The sequence below is a fragment of the Peribacillus deserti genome (assembly GCF_016909175.1).
In the GTDB taxonomy this organism is placed as follows: domain Bacteria; phylum Bacillota; class Bacilli; order Bacillales; family DSM-1321; genus Paraperibacillus; species Paraperibacillus deserti.
In genome coordinates this window covers 1-21,263 of the sequence record NZ_JAFBFI010000003.1, presented here as the reverse complement: position 1 = coordinate 21,263, position 21,263 = coordinate 1, and the positions used below count along the sequence as shown (strand labels likewise).

General features: G+C 41.2%; 15 protein-coding genes and 3 rRNA genes. 1 reads left to right on the top strand and 17 read right to left on the bottom strand.

The window, feature by feature from the left end; all coding sequences use genetic code 11:
* Nucleotides 1–20: 20 nt before the first annotated feature.
* From JOC77_RS04500 to JOC77_RS04485, 4 genes are all read right to left on the bottom strand, one after another.
* Nucleotides 21–536, bottom strand: coding sequence for a TRAP transporter small permease (locus JOC77_RS04500; RefSeq protein WP_204539257.1), 516 nt, complete (start codon nt 534–536; stop codon nt 21–23).
* A gap of 29 nt (nt 537–565) precedes the next feature.
* On the bottom strand, nt 566–1,591 hold the full coding sequence (locus JOC77_RS04495) for a TRAP transporter substrate-binding protein (RefSeq protein ID WP_204539254.1): 1,026 nt from the start codon (nt 1,589–1,591) through the stop codon (nt 566–568).
* Nucleotides 1,592–2,352: 761 nt separating this feature from the next.
* Complete coding sequence (gene larA, locus JOC77_RS04490; RefSeq protein ID WP_204539252.1) at nt 2,353–3,615, bottom strand: nickel-dependent lactate racemase; 1,263 nt, start codon at nt 3,613–3,615, stop codon at nt 2,353–2,355.
* Between the two features lie 58 nt (nt 3,616–3,673).
* Nucleotides 3,674–4,678, bottom strand: coding sequence for a 2-keto-3-deoxygluconate permease (locus tag JOC77_RS04485; RefSeq protein ID WP_204539249.1), 1,005 nt, complete (start codon nt 4,676–4,678; stop codon nt 3,674–3,676).
* A 291-nt stretch (nt 4,679–4,969) separates the two neighbouring features.
* On the opposite strand from JOC77_RS04485, the gene JOC77_RS04480 reads away from it, so the two are divergent.
* A complete protein-coding gene (locus JOC77_RS04480) occupies nt 4,970–6,070 on the top strand; it encodes a CdaR family transcriptional regulator (protein WP_204539246.1) in 1,101 nt (366 codons plus the stop codon).
* 242 nt (nt 6,071–6,312) lie between these two features.
* Here JOC77_RS04480 and JOC77_RS04475 read toward each other — a convergent pair whose 3' ends face one another.
* From JOC77_RS04475 to JOC77_RS04420, 13 genes are all read right to left on the bottom strand, one after another.
* A complete protein-coding gene (locus JOC77_RS04475) occupies nt 6,313–7,461 on the bottom strand; it encodes a glycerate kinase (protein ID WP_204539242.1) in 1,149 nt (382 codons plus the stop codon).
* A gap of 149 nt (nt 7,462–7,610) precedes the next feature.
* A complete protein-coding gene (locus tag JOC77_RS04470; RefSeq protein WP_204539240.1) occupies nt 7,611–8,297 on the bottom strand; it encodes an urease accessory protein UreH domain-containing protein in 687 nt (228 codons plus the stop codon).
* Nucleotides 8,298–8,375: 78 nt separating this feature from the next.
* Nucleotides 8,376–9,584 (bottom strand): nickel pincer cofactor biosynthesis protein LarC2, encoded by a 1,209-nt coding sequence (larC2, locus tag JOC77_RS04465; protein ID WP_204539238.1) that lies wholly within the window; start codon nt 9,582–9,584, stop codon nt 8,376–8,378.
* Nucleotides 9,585–9,599: 15 nt separating this feature from the next.
* Nucleotides 9,600–10,388, bottom strand: a complete 789-nt coding sequence (gene larC / locus JOC77_RS04460) for a nickel pincer cofactor biosynthesis protein LarC (protein ID WP_204539235.1) — start codon at nt 10,386–10,388, stop codon at nt 9,600–9,602.
* Between the two features lies 1 nt (nt 10,389).
* A complete protein-coding gene (gene larB, locus JOC77_RS04455) occupies nt 10,390–11,193 on the bottom strand; it encodes a nickel pincer cofactor biosynthesis protein LarB (protein ID WP_204539233.1) in 804 nt (267 codons plus the stop codon).
* Nucleotides 11,190–12,014, bottom strand: a complete 825-nt coding sequence (gene larE / locus JOC77_RS04450) for an ATP-dependent sacrificial sulfur transferase LarE (protein ID WP_204539229.1) — start codon at nt 12,012–12,014, stop codon at nt 11,190–11,192. Before larE ends, larB begins: the two co-directional genes overlap by 4 nt.
* 184 nt (nt 12,015–12,198) lie before the next feature.
* Nucleotides 12,199–13,197, bottom strand: coding sequence for a 4-hydroxythreonine-4-phosphate dehydrogenase PdxA (pdxA, locus tag JOC77_RS04445; protein WP_204539226.1), 999 nt, complete (start codon nt 13,195–13,197; stop codon nt 12,199–12,201).
* A 151-nt stretch (nt 13,198–13,348) separates the two neighbouring features.
* On the bottom strand, nt 13,349–14,662 hold the full coding sequence (locus JOC77_RS21555; protein WP_338047177.1) for a four-carbon acid sugar kinase family protein: 1,314 nt from the start codon (nt 14,660–14,662) through the stop codon (nt 13,349–13,351).
* 167 nt (nt 14,663–14,829) lie between these two features.
* Entirely contained in the window at nt 14,830–16,689 is a 1,860-nt protein-coding gene (locus JOC77_RS04435; protein ID WP_204539223.1) for a sigma-54-dependent Fis family transcriptional regulator, read from the bottom strand.
* Between the two features lie 544 nt (nt 16,690–17,233).
* Nucleotides 17,234–19,021, bottom strand: a complete 1,788-nt coding sequence (pepF, locus tag JOC77_RS04430) for an oligoendopeptidase F (RefSeq protein WP_204539220.1) — start codon at nt 19,019–19,021, stop codon at nt 17,234–17,236.
* Nucleotides 19,022–19,393: 372 nt separating this feature from the next.
* A 5S ribosomal RNA gene (rrf, locus tag JOC77_RS21925) occupies nt 19,394–19,495 on the bottom strand.
* Nucleotides 19,496–19,696: 201 nt separating this feature from the next.
* Nucleotides 19,697–19,813 (bottom strand): 5S ribosomal RNA (rrf, locus tag JOC77_RS04425).
* A gap of 74 nt (nt 19,814–19,887) precedes the next feature.
* Nucleotides 19,888–21,263 (bottom strand): 23S ribosomal RNA (locus tag JOC77_RS04420); the annotation flags it as partial.

Genomic DNA, 21,263 nt, shown 5'->3' with positions numbered 1-21,263 from the left:
ACCTCCTCTCAGATTTTCTGTTAAACTATCATTTCCTCAGAATCATTGATTGCATTTAATTCTTCATCCGTCACTTTATTAAAGACGATTCGGTACATATTATTTATCGTTATAAATGCCATGGATACGGCTACTACTAAGCCTGTTCCATAAACTAGAGCAAGCGGCATACCAACTGCAGGGGTAACGCTCTCCATGTTCATTACAGTCATTTTCCAGCTGCCATCCAGCACGAGTATTAAAACAAACAAAATTATCAAATCGCTAATAAGCAGAACAAATTTTTTCATTGCTCGAGGCAACCTCTTAACCATCATGTCCACACCTAAGTGTTCCTTATTCTGGTAAGCACCAATTGAGCCAAGGAAAGTTAACCAGACAAATAAGTAACGCGACATTTCCTCCGACCATGTAATACCCGAGTTAAAAAAATAACGAAGGACAACGTTGCCAAATACAAGTACGACCATGATTGCAAGAGCAGAAGCCATGATTGTATTTAACATTTGTTCTAGGAATTTAGTTATTTTTGTCATCACATTTCCTCCTATTGTTTAAAGAACCATCATTCCTCTGCTTTAATTCTTTCAACTAGATCTTGTGCCCAGTCATTTTCTTTGAAAATTTCTTTATATAGAGGCTCTGCTCTTTTTTCCATTTCTTTTGAGAACGCTGAGTCAGGTTCTGTGAATTTGATTTTATTGTCCTTTAGGAATTTTTTATCTTCTTCATAACTTTTTTCTAATAAATCAAACTCATACTCTGCTGCCTCTTTAGAAGCAGTTTCAATCAGTTTCTGCTGATCCTTCGTCAGGCCTTTCCAAAACTTGCTGTTTATAATATAGAGATTTGGACTAAACATATGCTTTGACTCTAGAACATTGCTTTGCACTTCATACCAGCCTGATTGTCTTAATGTGGCAATCGGGTTATCCTGTCCGTCTACAACCTTTTGTTCAAGTGCAGTGAAGACTTCTGAAATGGGCATAGGAGAAACATTTGCACCCAGTGCCTCACCAAGCTTTATATAGTTTGGAATATTAGGCATCCTGACTCTGAAACCCTTGAAATCTTCCATTTTTTCAATCGGCTTATTGCTTGAAAACATTCGGAATCCATTGGCACTCCACGCGAGCGGTTTGACTCCGTGCTTTGGATCCAGATCTGCCGTCAGTTCTTTGCCGATAGGTCCGTTAAGCACAGATTTCACATGCTCAAAATCTTTGAAAAGGAAGGGCCATTCAGGAACCGCCATCTTTGGTATATCAGCCTGCATGATCAGGCCGGGTATCCCCATCTCTATCGTTCCGTTTCTTACTCCGTCGTAAAATTCTTTTTCAGCACCTAATGTACTATTGGCATATATTTGAACCTTTAATTTTCCATTACTTTCTTCTTCAACCTTCTTTTTAAACTTTTCCTTAAGAGCAATATTTTGTGGATGATCTTCGGCAAAGTAATGTGCCACTTTAATAGTTTTCACTGCTCCGCCGGCCCCGCTGGTTTTTTCTTCCTTGCCGCAGCCTGCAAGCAGTAACGCGGCTGCAATAGTCATACTTGAAGCAATTCCAAACAATTTTCTATTTTTCATCCAATATTCCTCCATTTCAATTGTAAGCGTTATCATTAAATTCAAATCTTTATTTTAGAATTCTTCTCCTTTCTGCCTGTGAACCTCAATTGTTTTATAATATAAAACAAGGTTCTAGGATTAACACAAAAAAAAGAGCTTTTTTTCTTTCACCAGTTGATTGATCCATTTTATGTACTGTAATCCTGCAAAACTATTAATCTCTTATGAATTTTGTTCTACATTATAAAACATTGTTTTATAAAAAAGAACTTACTTTAATTTTTATCATCTTTTTTTAGTGCTGTCAAATAGTATTTTGAATTTTTAAATAACTTTACATACATTAATATTTTTTCACTAAATGCGTATATCCCTGCAGATTTAGCGGCTTATTCAGTCCAAAATATAAGGTCAAATGTTATTTTATTCTGTATGCTGGATACCATTTCATCGTTTTTGTACCCGCTGTTTCGTATGGATCGAATAGGATTTGAGTTAGAAGCAGAACATTAAATAAAAGCTAGTAATTTATAAAGCTCATCTTCTGTGTTTAGCAAGAGTTGTCTGGGAGTTGCTGTATGAAAGGAGCAGCTTACTGCTTTCCTGAGGATGGATATCGTATAATTACAACTTGATTTCCATAAGGGTAATAGGAAGCAGTCTCTCCACCGCTGACTGCATTGGAGAGACTTTGATAATTAAAATATAGCAGTTCGAGAGAATGTCAGTTATTCACAATTAGTATTTCTCCGCAAGGTCGTAAAGGAATTCCACAATACTTACTCTTCCACATAAGGAATGGTCAAAGGACCAAGGGGCAGAACGGCAACAGTCATGTTTTCACCATACTTCTCCCTCAATTGTCCCAGCGTTTCCTCTATGTTTTGAGTGGGTATAAACATCGCTCGATCCACATCTTCTTTTGATAACGAAGAGTAAACATATACGTCTGCCCATACCTGGATAACGGCCTGTTTTTGAACCTGCCATTGATCAAACATTTTGAAACTGCCGTCATTGATCATTTCCAATATGTCATGCGGGTTCTTGCGCATTTGCAATATCTTTGCATAATTCCCATGGTCAGGCAGCCCATCTGAACATTCTGCTGCACATATGATGGCGCCGCCCTTTTTGACTATTTTATGTGCAGCACTCATACCCTTAACTGCCTGGTATAAATTTTGATCAAGCGGATAGCCAGAATTGGACGTGATGACCACATCGAATCTTTCATCGCATTTAATCATTGCATGCTCTTTTACAAAAGCACATCCGGCATCATGTGCCTGGAAAAGTTCACCGGCAAACACATTGGTAATTTCTTTTTCCTTATTTAACGTTACGTTCAACATAAAATGCGGTTTGCACATCCTATTGACTTCCCTGGCCATGTCTTGAACTGGATTATTCACCATATTTCCCCACGTTGCCAGCGGATCACCAATCATTCTGGCATTGTGAAAGGTCATAATTGTTTCCAGACCCGCTATACCAGGCATTATTCCTTTAGGCCCGCCCGAAAAACCAGCAAAAAAATGGGGTTCAATAAACCCTGTAACAATACGGAAATCAGCTTCTGCGTACTCCTTATTTAAGTAAGCATCGCAGCCAAATTCACTGTGGCCGACTATAATCAGGGTTTCCTTGTCATGGCAATTGTTATTGATGATCCGGATATTCTCTACTACCCACTCCCCCAGCATTGATACAAATTCTTCCCTGGTCTGGTCGCGGTGTGTTCCTGTACCGTTAATAATTACATAGTTCTTCAGCGGAACGTGCGGCAGCTCTTTTATGATCCACGGAATCAATTTTTCGTTTGGAGTAGGGCGGGTGATATCACTGATGACAATAGCCACTTTATCGGTTTCTTTGACCATTTCACGCAAGGGCAGGGTTCCAATGGGATTTTGAAGTGCAGCAGCCACTTCTTTTTCTTCATTTTCCAAACCCTGTAGGTGTTTGGGTTCTATAATCAACGAATGATCCGGTACTTCAACCGTTAGTCCATCTCTTCCGTATAAAAGGGCTGTATTCATAATCTGCAAACCTCTTTCCATTGATTTTTGGTTTCTTGCTGCTTTAATTGCCAAGCGGTTAACGATGTTTAGCAATGGTCGGATTGTTTGTGCTTACTAGGACGTTACCTTTTGTGTTAGACTGCTTGTCAATACGTTTTGCATACCAAGCGACCACAAATGGAACCAGGACGGCAGTAACAATTACACTTGCTGCAACCATAATTGTGGCTGAGCCAGCTACTTCTGCATAGGCAGGATTCGCAGCAGCAACGGCAGCAGGAACTCCAGCAGCGTTACCGGCTGTTGTTGCCGCAGCCAATCCTGCAACTCCATTTCCGCCTGTCAGCTTGTCCACTAGTAATAAGGCTGAACCTGTCACAACAATAACACCTAGTCCTAAGAAGAGACCCGTAAAGCTTGCTTCTACGACTTTGTTTAAGTTTAGACCCGCACCTAATCCAAAAGCGAAAAAAGGAATTAAAGCTGGAACTGCCTTTGAGAATAATTCACGAATTTCTTTATCTAAGTTTCCAAGAATCATTCCAAGAACAAGCGGGAGAATTGCCCCGAGCATTGTCTGCCATGGGAATGATGCAAGTCCTGCAGCTCCAAGCGTCACCATTGTTAAAAACGGACCAGACTCCAGGCTCATTAAAGAGTAGGCACCAGCGTCTTCCTTTTTACCAAATTGACCGATAAGGGCCATGTATAGCCCGCCATTTGTATCGTTCATGGAAGCCACTATAGCTAAAACGGATAATCCTCCAAGTACGGTCGCAGATGGATCATCCCCTATAAATTGCGCTGCAATAATACCTGCGAGTGCACCCATGGATATCTTCGTAAACAAAAGCGCTCCGCCCTTTTTTAAAATATATGGCGTAGCTTTAAAACTAATGGTGGTACCAATACAAAAGAAAAAAACAGCCAGTATAGGCAGCGCCCCGGTGAACAATGCCCCGGTGAACGAACCAAAGAATTCCCCAGTACCGGGAAAAAAAGTATTAATAACAGCTCCAGCCAGCAATGGTACGACCATCATTCCGCCAGGCACCTTTTCAATCGTCTTTTTTATATTCATTATAAAGCCTCCCTTTTTCTTCCTAATTTAAGTACACTGATAGTCCGAGGCATGATTTAGATTCGACTCTATTTCCTGGGCTATTCATTCAAATTACTATTTTCCTGCTCCAAAATAGAACTCCTGATGAAGGGTGTTTGTATGGTTTGCACCTCCTTAGGAAACGCTTTCAAATTATCTTTCATTATATTATACTAATTGAAAATCTATTAATCTATGTATTCAGTAAACAACAAATACATGGAATTATCTGAATTTTTTGTACGTAATAACTAAAACAGGAGAACTGAAATGCTGACCAGAGAAATTGCAGAAACGATTGTACAAGAAACTTCCGTACGCTTAAACCGCAATGTAAATATTATGAATGATCAAGGAATTATTATTGCATCCCGTGATTCCTCGAGACTTTATCACATTCATGAAGGGGCACTTGAAGTATTAAAAACAGGTATGTCTTTTTCTATTCCATCTAATCACGATGGAAAATGGAAGGGTTCTCAGCCTGGAATCAACCTGCCTATTGTCTTTCAAGACCAAACCGTTGGAGTCATTGGAATTACCGGCGATCCAGAGGAAATGAAAAACTTTGGAGGGCTTGTAAAAATGACAACTGAACTTATGATCAAACAAGCATTTATGGTCACACAGGCTGAATGGCAGCAGCGGACAAAAGAGATTATTATAGAAGAGCTTTTAATGGGATCACCATCCTTTGAACAAATAGACCGCCGTCTTAGTCTCCTATCTATTAAGTTTTCGCCGCCATTTCAAACTTTTGTTATTCAATTAAAGGATCGTTCTGTGACGAATAATGCGATCATTCAAAGGCTTGAGGAAACTGTAATTAGTACTAATTGCATAATAGGATTTATAAATATTAATCAAATCTTCATTGCTGTTTTTGGGCTGACAGATAAACAAACTCAAACTCAGCTGGATTCTGTATACAATATATTAAAAAATCTTAACCTCACGTTTAGACTCGCTTACAGCACTTCATTCACGACTCTGGATAAATTTAGACAGGCCTATGAAGATTGTAACCTTGCGCTTAAGATCGGCGATCCTCTACAGGAAATCCTTCCTTTTGCAGAAATTGAAGCAAAAGCCTTAATCTATCAAATTGACAAGTATAAGTCTGAAAGATTTTCAAATAGAGTACTTCATGAATCCATTCAAAACTTTGCTCCTACATTAGAAGCCTTTTTTGATAACAATCTGAATATGCAGCAGGCAGCAGATAAGCTCTTTATTCATCGTAATACATTAATATACCGTCTTAATAAGATCAAACAGGAAACCGGTTATGATCCGAGGCTGTTTAAAGATGCCCTTACACTGCAAATGGCTGTTTGGATCAAAGAAAGATCAGCCAGAAACGAAGAATAGCAATCACAATAGTAAACTAATTCTAAAATAAGCGGTTACATATTGGATCCCTTTAAGGTATTAATCAGCCGGTTTAAGGTTGTCTCTAAGGTTAAAGGGATCTTTTTAATTCAGGTTTCAGCGTTTGCAAGTAGTAAGATGTCTCTTAAAAAAATGAGAAATCAGCCTAAACTCTTTCAAAGACCATATTGAATGAACCCCTGCTATTTAACTGGCTTAATGAATCTCGTGCCAACAGTTTACTAGTTAATAGATTTATTCTGGTATATATTCGTAAGTCTCATAATTTGTTCAGTCCGTTCCCTCGTCCAATTTGCTGCATTGTCCATGGCTTCTTGAAGCGTACATGGGCCGCCAACAACTGAAAAACCAGCAGCAAGTCCTAGTTCATCACATTGCTTGCTAGTGAGTTCCATCCCTCCGCATAATGCGATTGTTGGTACATTGAACCGCTTAGCGTGACTGCACACACCTGCAATGACCTTTCCCGAAAGGGTCTGGCTATCAAGCCTACCTTCTCCTGTAATAATTAAGTCAGCATCCTTTATCACATCTTCGAAATGAACCGCTTCTAACATTATGTCTATTCCTGGTCTAAGCTGTGCTTGTAAAAAAGAAATTAAGGCAGCACCCATTCCTCCAGCAGCACCGCTTCCGGGAAAATCTCGAATATCTTTGCCTGTTTGTGCGGCAATCACTTCCCCATAATTGAAAAGTGCCTTATCCAAGCTTTCAACCATTTCTGGTGTTGCCCCCTTTTGAGGACCAAAGATTGCGGATGCTCCGTTGCTGCCGCATAATGGGTTATTTACATCACTTGCTACCATAAAGCTTGATTCCTTAATTCTAGGATCCAAATTCGTATCATCAAAATAAGCCAGGTCACTTAAAGCCGCTCCGCCTTCATCAAGCTGAATGCCATCTTGATTATAAAACCGAATACCTAAAGCTTTCAGCATGCCCATACCGCCATCATTTGTGGCACTTCCCCCAATCCCGACTATGAATTTGCGGTACCCTGAATCTAGTGCATGCATGATTAATTCGCCAGTTCCAAAACTTGTAGTGATGAGAGGGTTTTTTTCATGATGGGCTAATAAAGGAAGACCTGAAGCTTGCGCCATTTCAATAATGGCCGTCTGTCCGTCGCCAAGAATCCCATAAGCTGCCTTGGTTGTTCTTCCCAAAGGATCTTTTACATGCACCTCATGTATTGTCCCGTTTGTTGCAAAAATAATATTTTCTACTGTCCCTTCTCCACCATCAGCAAGTGGTATCTCATGCACAATAGCATCCGGGTATACTTCATGGATGCCTTGTTTAATGGCAGAACATAGGGATCGTGCAGAAATAGATCCCTTAAAAGAATCGGGAGTAACTATAATTTTCATATTTTTCCCTCCGAATATTATTAATACTGGAGATAAGGGAGCATAGGGTTTACAATATGCTCTGAATCCGCATTAAAGGAACAGCGGATTCAGTCATATTGTTTCCAGCCGCATTACCATCCTTAGTTCATCCGTGACCTAGAAAACTATTAAAGCCAAAGTTTAAATAAACCTTCAGTAAAACCTAGATTGTACATATAATAAACCCCAAAAACCGCACTTATCATTCCAGTCAGCTGGGTCAGTTTTTTATTAATGCGCGTCTTCCCAGTGCTTAGAACAAAAGGAATGCCTATAAGAGTTGTAAAGCAAAGCATGCCCGCAACTGTTCCAGCACCAAAAATCAGTATATAAAAGGCCCCTTCCCACAAGCTATTGATCGTATTCATGGTTAATAAAATCATCGCAGCACTGCCCGCAAGTCCGTGGATAAATCCCATAAAAGTAGATTTACCATAGGATACTTTTTGCTGCTTTGCACTATGGTTATGTTCGTAAGTTTGACCGCTGTTATTTATATCAGTAAGATGAGCGGATTTACGTATTGAAAATATGGCCGCTATTCCAAAATAAACGAGCATGATGCCCACCGAAAATTCTAAAGTCATGGCCCATTTTTGAGGTATCTGTACCTTCAATAAAATCATTAGCATGCCAACTATAAAAAGTGTTGCTGTATGTCCAATCCCCCAGAAAACTCCTGCCAGAGAAGACCTTGATAATTTTTTACTTTGTATGGCTATCGTTGAGACTCCAATAACATGATCGGGCTCAATTGCATGCTTTATTCCTAGAATAAAACCCAGTGCCAGTATAGAGATAAAACCTGCTTCCACTACTATCGTACCCCCTTGGTGTGTTCCATGCATGCGGGAAAATCTACTTCATTGCCCGCTATATGATCCTAGAAAATTTTATGCTTTTTCATCCTGACTTTTAGCAAGCGCCATTGTGTATACCTCATGAAAGGGTACGTTAAAATCCTTTGCTGCCTTTTTTACATCTTCATACTCAGGTATTTGCCGAAGTACTTTTCCATCCTTTATTGCCTGCTTTAACCGTAAGCGTCCATAGCAGGTGTCCACGTATACGATATTTCGTTCTAATATCCGCCTTGACCAGACACTTTTCCTGACTCCAAGAGTGGTGGTTTCTGTCAGGATTACTTCTTCACAAAATTCCGTATTTTTCAAGGAAGAGAGCACAGTGACAAGAATACCAGGTCGGTTCTTTTTCATATATACGGGTGTGTAGAAAACATCCAGCGCCCCTGCATCAAAGAGCTCTTCCATTAGAAATCCTAAACCTTCCCCAGCCATATCATCTACCTGGAACTCTAAAACAAAAATAGATTCTTCCGCTTCCTTGCTTTGATTCGTTTTTATTGGATCGTTAAACTTTACTATGGATGCCCTTAAAATACTTGGAATTTTTCCTACATCATCAGAGCCGCCATATCCACTTCTTTCTATCGTCATACAATTATGGCTGGCCACTTCCCCGGCTAAACTCTGGATAAGAGCTGCACCTAATGGAGTCGTTAGATTTTGAACAGCATTCACTTCCGTTATTGGAATTCCTTTTAACAGCTCATAAACAATCGGGTTGGGAATAATGGTCATCCCATCCTCCGTTCTCTGAATTCCTGCTCCAATTAAAATAGGGGATGCGTAAATCTGCTTAATCCCGAGAGATTCTAATCCCAGGCAGATCCCGATGATATGAACTGCTTGGCTGGTCCAAGTACCATTCATTGAAGACTTTTCTACTGGCATTCCTTTAAGCCGGCTGTTTGCCTCAGTAAGGGCCTTTATAACCAATAAGCTCCTCTCTTTTACATGGGCAGGGATTTCAGACGATTGAATCAAACGTAATATGTCTGCTGCCTTCGATGCTTTTGATTGCTCATTTTCCTCTTTTAATGGGACATCATGAAGATGAGCTTTTGCGGCAAGGACTCCATTCGTTTCTACGTTTTGACGTTCAAAAGTAAAACTGCCAAAAGGCAGCTCCTTAATAAAACGGTTTATGTAAGCAAGGTCCGCACCTAAATGCAGCAGCGCTCCCAGCATTCCTTGTTCAGTGATGCCATAGGTACAATCTAAATAGAGAATTCTATCCATCCTTGACCTCACTCTTTACATCTCTCCTACTACAACACGGAGGACATTAGGTCTTCCAGGTAAATCACGCGTGCCAGCACCATAGCCAATGGCTGAAATGGTCATGGAAGGCAGTGGACCGAATGCTTCTGCCTGACTGGCAATGATGCCCGCTCCAGTTGGTGTAGTTAATTCGTACTTCAAGGAACTCTGTGCAATTGGTACATCTACCATCATTTCTAATGTAGCAGGTGCGGGTACAGGGTAAACACCATGGGCACAATGAATATGTCCGGTTCCAAGGGGAACTGGTGAAGAGATTACCTTTTCGACAGCCAGCTCCTCAAGGGCGATTGCGGCAGCGACGATATCTACAATGGAGTCAATGGCTCCCACCTCATGAAAATGAACACTTTCTAATGGGATGTTATGTATTTTTGATTCAGATACAGCTATAGGGGCAAATACTTGTTTACTTCTTTCTTTTACTTTTTCATCAAGTGAAGATTCTTCAATCATCTTGATAATGTCTGCATAATGACTATGAGCATGATGTGAATGGGCAGCCCCTGTTTCATGGGTATGCGGATGATCATGCTCATGATGATGGCCATGTTCTTGGTCTTGATCATCAAGGATAACGTCAAATTTAGTACCGCTGATCCCCTGTTTCACCACTCGGCTGCACTTTAGCTGATAACCCTTTACAGGCAGTTTTTTTAACTCCTGCTCAATTTTATTGACGGAAACGCCAGCATCAATCAGCGCCCCAACCATCATATCCCCGCTAATTCCAGAAAAACAATCAATATATAAAACTCGCATGTTAGTACCCCTTTTCCTCCATAGCCTTTTTAACGGCCCTGTCGATTGTATGCGTTAGAGTACCCGCATAATATCCAGCACCGAATCCATTATCAATATTTACAACAGAAACGCCGCTCGCACAGGAACTCAGCATCGAGAGAAGTGCCGCAATTCCATTCATACTGGCTCCATAGCCTACACTCGTAGGTACCGCCACAACTGGCTTAGATACCAGTCCTCCCATTACGCTGGCAAGAGCACCCTCCATCCCGGCTACAACAATAATCGCATTTGCCTGCTCGATCCGTTCTGCCTTAGCAAGCAGCCGGTGTATACCGGCAACTCCAACATCATACATTCTTTCCACTCTATTTCCCATCAGCTCAGCAGTAATCACTGCCTCTTCTGCCACAGGAAAATCAGAAGTGCCTGCGCAAACAACGGCAATAAAACCGTCTTTCCACTCTTCTTCATATCCTCGATCAATCCAATGAAAGGTACGAGCTTCCTTATGGTAGTTAAACGTATCATCCGGAAACTTTTCTTGCAGATGTTTAATTAGAAATTCTGCTTTATTCGCATCAACTCGAGTAGCCAATACTTTTGACTGATGGAACATTAGCCTTTCAAAAATACCGAGCAGATGCTGGGGAGATTTCCCTTCACCAAAAATAACTTCCGGAAATCCCGTCCGTTTTTCCCGGTGTGTATCCAGCGTTGCATATCCAAGAGAATCATAGGTTTGCAGCTCTTGTCGTGCTTTTTCAACAGAAAGGTTTCCTTCTTGAACCTGAATGAGTAGTTCGGTTAGCTCATCTTTCATTTCACTGCACCAGCTTTAAGAACTTCATTCATACTGCCCGAACGATATCCTTTTAAGTCTAGAGTAACGTAAGAAAATCCAAAAGATTTAAAAGCTTTGTCGATTTCCTCATGAAGCTCCAGCACTCTCTGCATATCTTCAGGTATAACTTCAATACGCGCTATCTTATCATGATGCCGTACGCGAACCTGGTAAAGCCCAAGGCCTAGGAGGAAAGTCTCTGCCTGATCCAGCTGATCAATTTTCTCCTGGGTAATCTCCGTGCCATAAGGGATACGAGAAGACAGGCAGGCGAAGGATGGCTTATTCCAGGTAGGGAGCCCCATTTCTTTTGACAGCTTGCGGATTTCCTCTTTGTAGAAACCTGCTTCCTGCAGAGGGCTTCGCACACCCAATTCACGTGCAGCTTTCATTCCAGGACGATACTCTCCTAAATCATCCATATTCGACCCATCAACGATTGTATATGTCTGCCCATAGTCAGACATTAATTCCTGTAAGTTGCTATATAATCCATTTTTGCAGTGAAAACAGCGGCTCGGATCGTTTTTAACAAAATCTGCATTCGTCAATTCGCTTACACGAGTCTGTATATGCTTAACACCGATTTGTTTTGCAAGACTAACCGCCAAATTAAACTCTCGGGTAGGAAAGGTTTCAGATGCTGCCGTTACGGCAAGTACTTTATCTCCCATAACTTCTTTAGCTTTCGCTAATAGAAACGTACTGTCTACGCCTCCTGAGAAGGCAACCAAGACTTCTCCCATATTTTCTAAAATCTCTTTTAGATGCTCACTTTTTTGCTGTAAAGTCTTTTCCATTCAAGCCATCCCCTTAAAAATATTCAATTTTCTTCCTTATTATATAGACAGAAGCGAACGGAAGGATTACACCTTGTTTTTAATCTGCACTGGATGCTGCTTATTCTGTGTTTCTTTGCAATCAATATCTTTCCACATTCATAAATCAGGGTGTAATTAAGCTGTCCGTTGCCATCTAGTAGTTTTACCGCTTTGGCGCCAGCTCGATGGCCTGGCGGATCGCCTCTTTCAGGCTGAGCTCATCCGCAATTCCTTTGCCCGCAATATCAAAAGCGGTGCCATGATCCACACTGGTTCGTATAATTGGAAGTCCTACAGTTATATTCACTCCAGCTTCTAAACCAAGCACTTTTACTGGACCGTGACCCTGGTCATGATACATAGCTACAACGATGTCAAAGTCACCTCGTACAGTACGGAAGAATAAAGTATCTGCCGGCAGCGGGCCATTAACCTCTATACCTTCAGCCTGCGCCTTTTCAACGGCAGGAATAATCTTTTCTTCTTCTTCTCCATTACCGAATAACCCATTTTCACCAGCATGGGGGTTAATTCCGCATACAGCTATCCGCGGCTTTTCATACCCTGCTTTTCTAAGCGTTTCATATGCAAGTGTTATAACCTTATAGACTCTTGAAGGAGTGATCTGCTTAATGGCGTCGATGATGCCTACATGGGTTGTAACATGTATAACCTTTAAATTTGGCGCAGAAAGCATCATTGAATAGTCTTCTGTTTTTGTCAGTTCAGCCAGTATTTCTGTATGTCCCGGATAAATATGCCCGCCCTTATGAAGGGCTTCCTTATTCAGAGGGGCCGTACAAATGGCATCAATTTTACCTTGATTTGCTAATTCTATGGCTTTCTCGAGGTAACGAAATGCTGCGTTTCCCGCTTCCGCTGAAACGCGGCCAAATGGCAGATCCTTTGGCAGAAGTTCCAAATCCACAACTTCCACCACTCCAAATTTGAATGATGCTTCATCAATCGATGATATTTGCTTGATTTCCGCCTTGTTTCCTGTAATAATCCCTGCTCTTTCAAGAATATTCTTATCTCCTATTACAAAAGGAGCACACGTTTCATACAATTTTTCGTCACTAAGGGCCTTCATGATAATTTCCGGGCCTACGCCAGCCCCATCTCCCATCGTTATCCCAATTATCGGTTTATACGTAAGCATAGATATCACTATTCCTTTCAGTTAAAGGCCAGTTTTTTGCTGATAGTCTTTCATTCTGTCAATTCCTGTCACAATAGAAGAAGTTTTGATATTGAAGAAAAGCAATTTGCTGCTAACCAGTATGGGTTTTAATCAGTATAAATGCTGATTATTAGTTATTACTGCTATACTTTTGTATGACTTCTGCTGCATGTATCAAAGAGGCAGTATTACCGAATGCTCCAGCTTTTGTCACTATGGGCAGGCCATTGGCACTGCCTCCAGCTATCTCACAGAGAGGGATACCTTCTTCTACTTCATCCACAACCCGCATTACTTGTACACCTGCCTGTCTGCAGGTTTGATAAGCAATATCTCCTCCGGTTAGAATTAGACCGGCAATATCCTTGCGGGCTGCTATGGATGCCCCTATACTTCCGAGTGATTCTGCAATTATATTCCCAAGCTCCATACTGCTCATCCCTGCAGACTCTCGCTTTACATGTAACTGTTCCATACATTGAGAGGAAGTATCCGTAGTAAGAACAGGAGAATATCCTTTATTGATCCTATCAATGATGGTTTCTGTTAACCGTGCAATTTCCTTGATTCGGCTGTAATCCTCCAACAAAAGCAGGGGGGTTGCTTGGATCTCCTCGAAACCTTTCTGTTCAGTAAGAGCTTTGACTTGAGCTTTAGTAATTCCACTTACACTTCCTGCAATGGTAAACACACGAGAGTTACACTTTCTTCCTGAATGTAAGACTCTATCAATCTTTTGATTTTCCGTCTTAATTTCTTGGGAAAGACTTTCTGCAAGGCCAGCCGAACCTACCCAAATAACCCTTAATCCGCTTTCTACTACAGCCTTTGTAATCGATTTCAAATCTTCTTGCAAACAGCTATCAAAGACAATGATTCTCTCATTGTGTTTTACACATTCATGTATCCGGTCTGCAAGAACTTCTCTTTTTCTTACTTCTCTAATATGTATATGGCCGACTGCCCTCCCGCTGCTGCTTTTCAATAGGGAAGGCAGATGTGATTCAGCAACAGGACTTTTCGAATCCTTTGCCATCTCCGTATCTTCTAAAAGACACCCCTTCACTATATGATAGCCGCCAATCGTTATCCTATCGTTCTTAGGATAAGCTGGCAGTACAACGGCAATGTCGAAAATATTTAAGTCCAATAATGCGTCAAGTTCGGTTCCTATATTTCCACGCATAGTCGAATCAATTTTTTTCAATACAAAAGGGAATTTTGATAAAGAGAAGGACTCTGCTACCGCTTTCATTTTTTGATATGCTTTCAAAGGCTCTATTGACCTTGTTTCTATGTTGTATACTAAAACATCTGCTTCTTGTATTTCTTCTGTTTCTGTTAAAGTTAAAACTGAGAGAGTTTCAAAACCCTGCTTAGCAAATTGTAAGCCAGCGTCATTTGCACCGGTGAGATCGTCCGCTATTATTAATACTTTATTCACAATTAAAATTCCCTCACAGATTCTTTGTATGAATTTTAAGATTATTCACTACCTATTTTCACCTTATAATAATACGTTGCAATTTACAATGAACCATTGAAAAAATGTTGTATTTTGCAACGAAATACCTAAGCTTACTTGAACATTATCATAAGAATATTAACCTATTACATTTCTTCTTTTATTTTACGCCAAAGAGTAGACCGGTTGATTCCAAGGCGTTTGGCTGTATTTGATTGATTATATTCCTCTTCCTTTAGCACACGGCTGATAATTTCCCTCTCCAGCTGGCCAAGTGTCTTATCTGCTATTTCAATAACGCTGTCTGGTGAGTCAGCTGGACTGCTTTCTAAAAGCTCACTTATAAAAGGTTTAACAGCTGATAAATCAATGAAAGGTCCCGTACTTGCCATACAAATACTTTCCATCGTATTTTTTAACTGATTTATATTACCTGGCCAGTGCGCCCCTTTTAACTCTTCCATTACGTCTGGCCGCAGACCCACAAACTGCTTGCCGTAATTTGCATTAAACGCAGCAATAAACCAGCGTACTAATTCTGGAAAGTCTTCTTTTCTTTCCCGTAAAGCCGGTAATTTCAAGGCCACTCCGTTTACTAGATGAAAAAGGTCTTCTCTAAAGTTCCCAGATAATATAAGTTTGATTAAATCAGCAGTATGTGCTGATATGAGGCGGAAGTCAACGGGAGTAGAAAATCCGTTTAATTTCACAATTTTTTTCTCCTTCAAAACTATAATGAGTTTAGCCTGAAGAGACAGCGGCAGCTTGTCTATACCATCTATATATAGGGTTCCATTATGAGCCGCTTCAAAAGCACCGGGTTTTTCGCTGCTGCCAAACAGCTCTTCCTCTGCCTGTTCAGCTGAGAAAGCTTCTGAGTTGAAATAAATGAACGGATGTTCTTTCCGTAAACTTTCGTTATGGATACATTGGGCTATACTTCTTTTCCCTGTGCCGGTTTCACCGTAGATCAAAACGGACTGATTATTTTTACTAAACATCTGAGCTTTATTTAGCTGTTCCTTTAAATTATTGTTTAAAGCCACCAGCTGGTTAAAATGTAAGCCTGCCTCAAGGGAACTGGAAAAAATCTTTTTCCTAATACGGCTTTCTAATTTTTGGACCTGACTTATTTCCTCTATAAAAACGAGTCCGCCTAACCAATCATCATTCACAATAAGGGGCTTCTTTTCTACTACATAATCGTTACCCAGGATTGTGAAAAGCCCTTCGGACGATTGTTTGCTTACCGTCGTTAGATTATTTATCTCAAGAAGTGAATGAATATGGGAAGACGGTTTACCAACAATGTGTTCAGCTTTCACCCCAAAATATTGTTCTGCTTTCCCGTTCATAATTATTACTTCTCCATTCCTGTTTACTGCTATTATTCCTTTATTTTGTTCCTGAATAGCAGCTTCAAGAAATTCTTGGCCTTTTTTCTGTTTTTTTGTGTAATAAACCATTTGTTCTGCTTCTTTAATTGCTTCCATAACCGCTTCCCTGCCGGATTGAATTAAGATTGAATTTAAGCCAAATTCCTTTGCGGCTGACGTGGTGATCACGTCGCCTATAATTACCTGGACTCCATCTTGCAGGGCTTTACTCATTTCTTTTTCAACTTCCTCTTCACTGTCAATCGAATAAAAAGAAAGATTCATTTCTAACAAAGTACCTATTGCATCAGCGCCCTGAATCGTATTATTGTAACTCATCAACCCAATTTTACCCGGATAACCCTTAACCAGGGTTAATGTCCGCAAAATATCATACCCAGAGATTTTTACGTCAACCACAGGAATAGTACAATGTTGACGAAGAAGCCGAGCAGTTGCTCCCCTGCTTATGATAATATCAAAGCTTTGTTCTTGGAGATGCTTTACTATTGAAAGCCCCTTATATAAATGTCCGATTTCTACTTGGATATTTTTCTTTAAGTCAGCATTAACTTCGTTGAACAAATCCTTTAAAGCGGGATATGGCGTTATTACTAAGATCCGTGTCATCTATTTCCTCCCATATACACTCACAAGTTGCATTTTTTACCTACATTGTACTTTTTGGTGTTGAAATTATCAATAAGGCACAAATCGATAATTTAATGAACCATTACTTTAATAGTTTTATAAAGAATAAGTTTTACTGTCAGGATAATCTTGGCTACCCTATTCGAAGAAAGAAAATAAATTTGCCTATCGTTCTGTGCTACCACCTTTACATTCAACTAACCGATAAAAACTTTTCAATTTCTGACGCGATTTATAAATTGTAAGGACCATCCTCAGGGGGAACTTATACTCTGTTATGGAAAAATTCTTTGATATCATGAATTCAACAGGAATTTGAAAGTATAGAACACTTTAAGCAAAAAAAGTAAGTTATACGGACTACTCTAATCACAGACGAAATAAGGCAAAACTAAAAGGCATGATCCCAGTATAATACTGGACTCATGCCCAACAAGCTGACTTAAGATATAAACCGAAAAGGTCAATTAAGAGCTATCTCTTTATTCAGCTCTTATTTCTTTCAAGCGAATATACTCATCATTTATAAAGCTGATAATTCTTCAATTAAATGTCTAAACTGGCTTAATGCTGTATCAATTGGTTCAGGAGTGGTCAGGTCTACTCCTACTTTCTTTAGCAGTTCAAGCGGATACTCTGAGCTTCCGCTTTTTAGGAAATCAAGGTAGGCACTCTGTACTTCGAAATCTCCTTTTAATAGCCGGCCGGCAATAGAGATCGCTGAAGCAAAACCTGTTGCATACTTGTATACATAAAAAGGACGATAGAAATGTGGAATTCTGGACCAGCCATATTTTACTTCTTCAGTAATTTCCAGTACCTCTCCGTTATATTCTTTTGTCAGCTTTTCATAGACACTGTTAAAGACTTCTGCGTTCAGCGGCTTGCCCTGTTCTGCCAGTTCATGCGTAATTTTTTCAAATTCAGCAAACATTACTTGTGTAAAAAAAGTACCCTTAAACTGATCAATAAAGTGGTTGATCAGATATTTTCTCATGTTTATGTCATTTGATTCGTTTAATAAATAATGGATTAATAACACCTCATTAACCGTAGAGGCAACCTCCGCTACAAAAATGCTGTAGCCTGCTGATATCCTCGGCTGATGCTTGCTGCTATAATAACTGTGCATGGCATGACCCATCTCGTGCGTTAACGTAAATAAACTGTTCAGGTCATTCCGGTGATTCAAGAGGATAAAGGGATGCACACCATATAGACCCATATTATAGGCACCCGAGCGTTTACCAGGAGTCTCCCATACATCTATATATCGTTTTTCCTTAAACGATTCCAGCGTTGTTATATAGTCACTTCCAAGCGGACTAAGTGCTTTCAGCATCATCTCATAGGCTTCATCAAAAGGAATATCCTGCTTAACTCCTTTTACAAGATCTACACTCTGGTCATAAGGTGCAAGCTCATCCAGGTCAAGAAGGTTTTTCCTGAGTTGATTATATGTATGCAGAGAATCAATGTTTTTCTTGGCAGCCGAAATGAGGTTTTCATAAACTTCCTTTGGTACCATGTCACTAAACAGTGACTTTTCCAGAGCCGAGGGATACTTTCTAATTTTAGAAAGGACCACATTATTTTTAATATTAGCTGATAATGTTGAGGCAATTGAATTTTTCAATTGAATATAGGGCTGGTAATAGGCCTGATAGGCTTCCTTTCTCCGCTCCCTGTTGTCATCTTCTATTAGCTTAGAATACATACCGCGGGTCAATTCAATTTTTTCGCCATTTTCATCTGTTACTTCACCAAACTTAATATCGGCATTATTGATCATGCCAAACGTATTGCCTGGTGCCGAAAATGCTTCCCCAATTTGAGACAGCAGTTCCTCTTTTTCCTTGCTTAATATATGCTCTTTATAGCGATATGACTCCAACAAGCTTCTTTTAAAATAGGAAAGTCCTTCATTTTCTGCGATATAGGTCTTTAAAACATCTTCACTTAAGCTTAATAAAAAGGGCATGAAAAACGAGCGTGCCTCACTTAGTTTTACACTGAGAAGAGAAGCCCTGTCTAAAAGTGATTGTGCATTCGAATCTCTCGTATCCAGGTCTTGCTGCAGTCTGGAGTATGCATATACCAATTGAAAAGCTGCAGAAATTTCTTCACTTTTCTTCAAATACTCGAGAAGGTCTGCCCCGTTCTCTATTCTGCCTTGATACTCGCGTAACTGGGGAATGGATGATTCGATTCTTTTATAATCGTTCTCCCAATCCTCTATAGAAGGATAAATATCATCCAAATTCCACTTATGCTGCTCCGGTACATCAATCCGGCTCTTAAATGTACTCATAGAAAAACCCTTTCTTTTTTAAGACGTAATTATGATTATTCAACTTTTTATTAATTATACCGTAGAGAGTAACCATGGCGTCATATAACTGCTTATTCCTTTGGGAAACAGTTTAGGGAAAAGGTTTTTTACAAATATCGCTACTAAATTGTTGTTCATCTTTAACAAAGGGTTCCACAATTATTTGTTCTATACTGAGTTTAACGGTTCCTCTCAATCCGGTCCTCGCTCCATCGCTTCCTCGACCTCCTTTTCCCTCCCCATTCAGGGTGCGATTTACTTTATTAATTTTGATTTTCTTATTCTGAACCTAACCTTCGGTTTAAAAAACAACACAAAAAAAGACCAGCTATATCAGCTGATCTTCGGATTGCCTGGCAGCGTCCTACTCTCACAGGGGGAGATCCCCCAACTACCATCGGCGCTAAGAGCTTAACTTCCGGGTCCGGGTCCTGTATGGCGATGCCCGGCGGATCTCTTCGTCAGCTTCCCTCACTCCGGTCCTCATGTACAGAGTACATTCCGGTCCTCGCTCCGTCGCTTCCTCGACCTCCTTGTCCCTCCCCATTCAGGGTGCGATTTACTTTATTAATTTTGATTTTCTTATTCTGAACCTAACCTTCGGTTTAAAAAACAACACAAAAAAAGACCAGCTATACAGCTGATCTTCGAGTTGCCTGGCAGCGTCCTACTCTCACAGGGGGAGATCCCCCAACTACCATCGGCGCTAAAGAGCTTAACTTCCGTGTTCGGGATGGGAACGGGTGTGGCCTCTTTGCCATAACTACCAGACAAATGGAAAGAACATCGTTCTTTCAAAACTAGATAACATAAGGCTGATTTGCGGTGCTCGAGTATACATATAATAGGTTAAGTCCTCGATCGATTAGTATCTGTCAGCTCCACGTGTCACCACGCTTCCACCTCAGACCTATCTACCTGATCATCTTTCAGGGATCTTACTAGCTTGACGCTATGGGAAATCTCATCTTGAGGGGGGCTTCATGCTTAGATGCTTTCAGCACTTATCCCGTCCGCACATAGCTACCCAGCGATGCCTTTGGCAAGACAACTGGTACACCAGCGGTGCGTCCATCCCGGTCCTCTCGTACTAAGGACAGCTCCTCTCAAATTTCCTGCGCCCACGACGGATAGGGACCGAACTGTCTCACGACGTTCTGAACCCAGCTCGCGTACCGCTTTAATGGGCGAACAGCCCAACCCTTGGGACCGACTACAGCCCCAGGATGCGATGAGCCGACATCGAGGTGCCAAACCTCCCCGTCGATGTGGACTCTTGGGGGAGATAAGCCTGTTATCCCCGGGGTAGCTTTTATCCGTTGAGCGATGGCCCTTCCATGCGGAACCACCGGATCACTAAGCCCGACTTTCGTCCCTGCTCGACTTGTAGGTCTCGCAGTCAAGCTCCCTTGTGCCTTTACACTCTACGAATGATTTCCAACCATTCTGAGGGAACCTTTGGGCGCCTCCGTTACTCTTTAGGAGGCGACCGCCCCAGTCAAACTGCCCGCCTGACACTGTCTCCCGCCCCGATAAGGGGCGCGGGTTAGAATTTCAATACAGCCAGGGTAGTATCCCACCAATGCCTCCACCGAAGCTGGCGCTCCGGCTTCTCAGGCTCCTACCTATCCTGTACAAGCTGTACCAAAATTCAATATCAGGCTGCAGTAAAGCTCCACGGGGTCTTTCCGTCCTGTCGCGGGTAACCTGCATCTTCACAGGTAGTATAATTTCACCGAGTCTCTCGTTGAGACAGTGCCCAGATCGTTACGCCTTTCGTGCGGGTCGGAACTTACCCGACAAGGAATTTCGCTACCTTAGGACCGTTATAGTTACGGCCGCCGTTTACTGGGGCTTCGGTTCAAAGCTTCGCTTGCGCTAACCTCTCCCCTTAACCTTCCAGCACCGGGCAGGCGTCAGCCCCTATACTTCGCCTTGCGGCTTCGCAGAGACCTGTGTTTTTGCTAAACAGTCGCCTGGGCCTATTCACTGCGGCTCATCTAGGCTATTCACCCAAATGAGCACCCCTTCTCCCGAAGTTACGGGGTCATTTTGCCGAGTTCCTTAACGAGAGTTCTCTCGCACACCTTAGGATTCTCTCCTCGCCTACCTGTGTCGGTTTGCGGTACGGGCACCCTTCATCTCGCTAGAGGCTTTTCTTGGCAGTGTGGAATCAGGAACTTCGGTACTATATTTCCCTCGCCATCACAGCTCAGCCTTA

What these genes read in the sequence shown, in the direction of transcription:
- JOC77_RS04500 (WP_204539257.1), bottom strand. Translation starts at nt 536, where the DNA reads ATGACAAAAATAACTAAATTCCTAGAACAAATGTTAAATACAATCATG.
- JOC77_RS04495 (WP_204539254.1), bottom strand. Translation starts at nt 1,591, where the DNA reads ATGAAAAATAGAAAATTGTTTGGAATTGCTTCAAGTATGACTATTGCA.
- larA (WP_204539252.1), bottom strand. Translation starts at nt 3,615, where the DNA reads ATGAATACAGCCCTTTTATACGGAAGAGATGGACTAACGGTTGAAGTA.
- JOC77_RS04485 (WP_204539249.1), bottom strand. Translation starts at nt 4,678, where the DNA reads ATGAATATAAAAAAGACGATTGAAAAGGTGCCTGGCGGAATGATGGTC.
- JOC77_RS04480 (WP_204539246.1), top strand. Translation starts at nt 4,970, where the DNA reads ATGCTGACCAGAGAAATTGCAGAAACGATTGTACAAGAAACTTCCGTA.
- JOC77_RS04475 (WP_204539242.1), bottom strand. Translation starts at nt 7,461, where the DNA reads ATGAAAATTATAGTTACTCCCGATTCTTTTAAGGGATCTATTTCTGCA.
- larC2 (WP_204539238.1), bottom strand. Translation starts at nt 9,584, where the DNA reads ATGGATAGAATTCTCTATTTAGATTGTACCTATGGCATCACTGAACAA.
- larC (WP_204539235.1), bottom strand. Translation starts at nt 10,388, where the DNA reads ATGCGAGTTTTATATATTGATTGTTTTTCTGGAATTAGCGGGGATATG.
- larB (WP_204539233.1), bottom strand. Translation starts at nt 11,193, where the DNA reads ATGAAAGATGAGCTAACCGAACTACTCATTCAGGTTCAAGAAGGAAAC.
- larE (WP_204539229.1), bottom strand. Translation starts at nt 12,014, where the DNA reads ATGGAAAAGACTTTACAGCAAAAAAGTGAGCATCTAAAAGAGATTTTA.
- pdxA (WP_204539226.1), bottom strand. Translation starts at nt 13,197, where the DNA reads ATGCTTACGTATAAACCGATAATTGGGATAACGATGGGAGATGGGGCT.
- JOC77_RS04435 (WP_204539223.1), bottom strand. Translation starts at nt 16,689, where the DNA reads ATGACACGGATCTTAGTAATAACGCCATATCCCGCTTTAAAGGATTTG.
- pepF (WP_204539220.1), bottom strand. Translation starts at nt 19,021, where the DNA reads ATGAGTACATTTAAGAGCCGGATTGATGTACCGGAGCAGCATAAGTGG.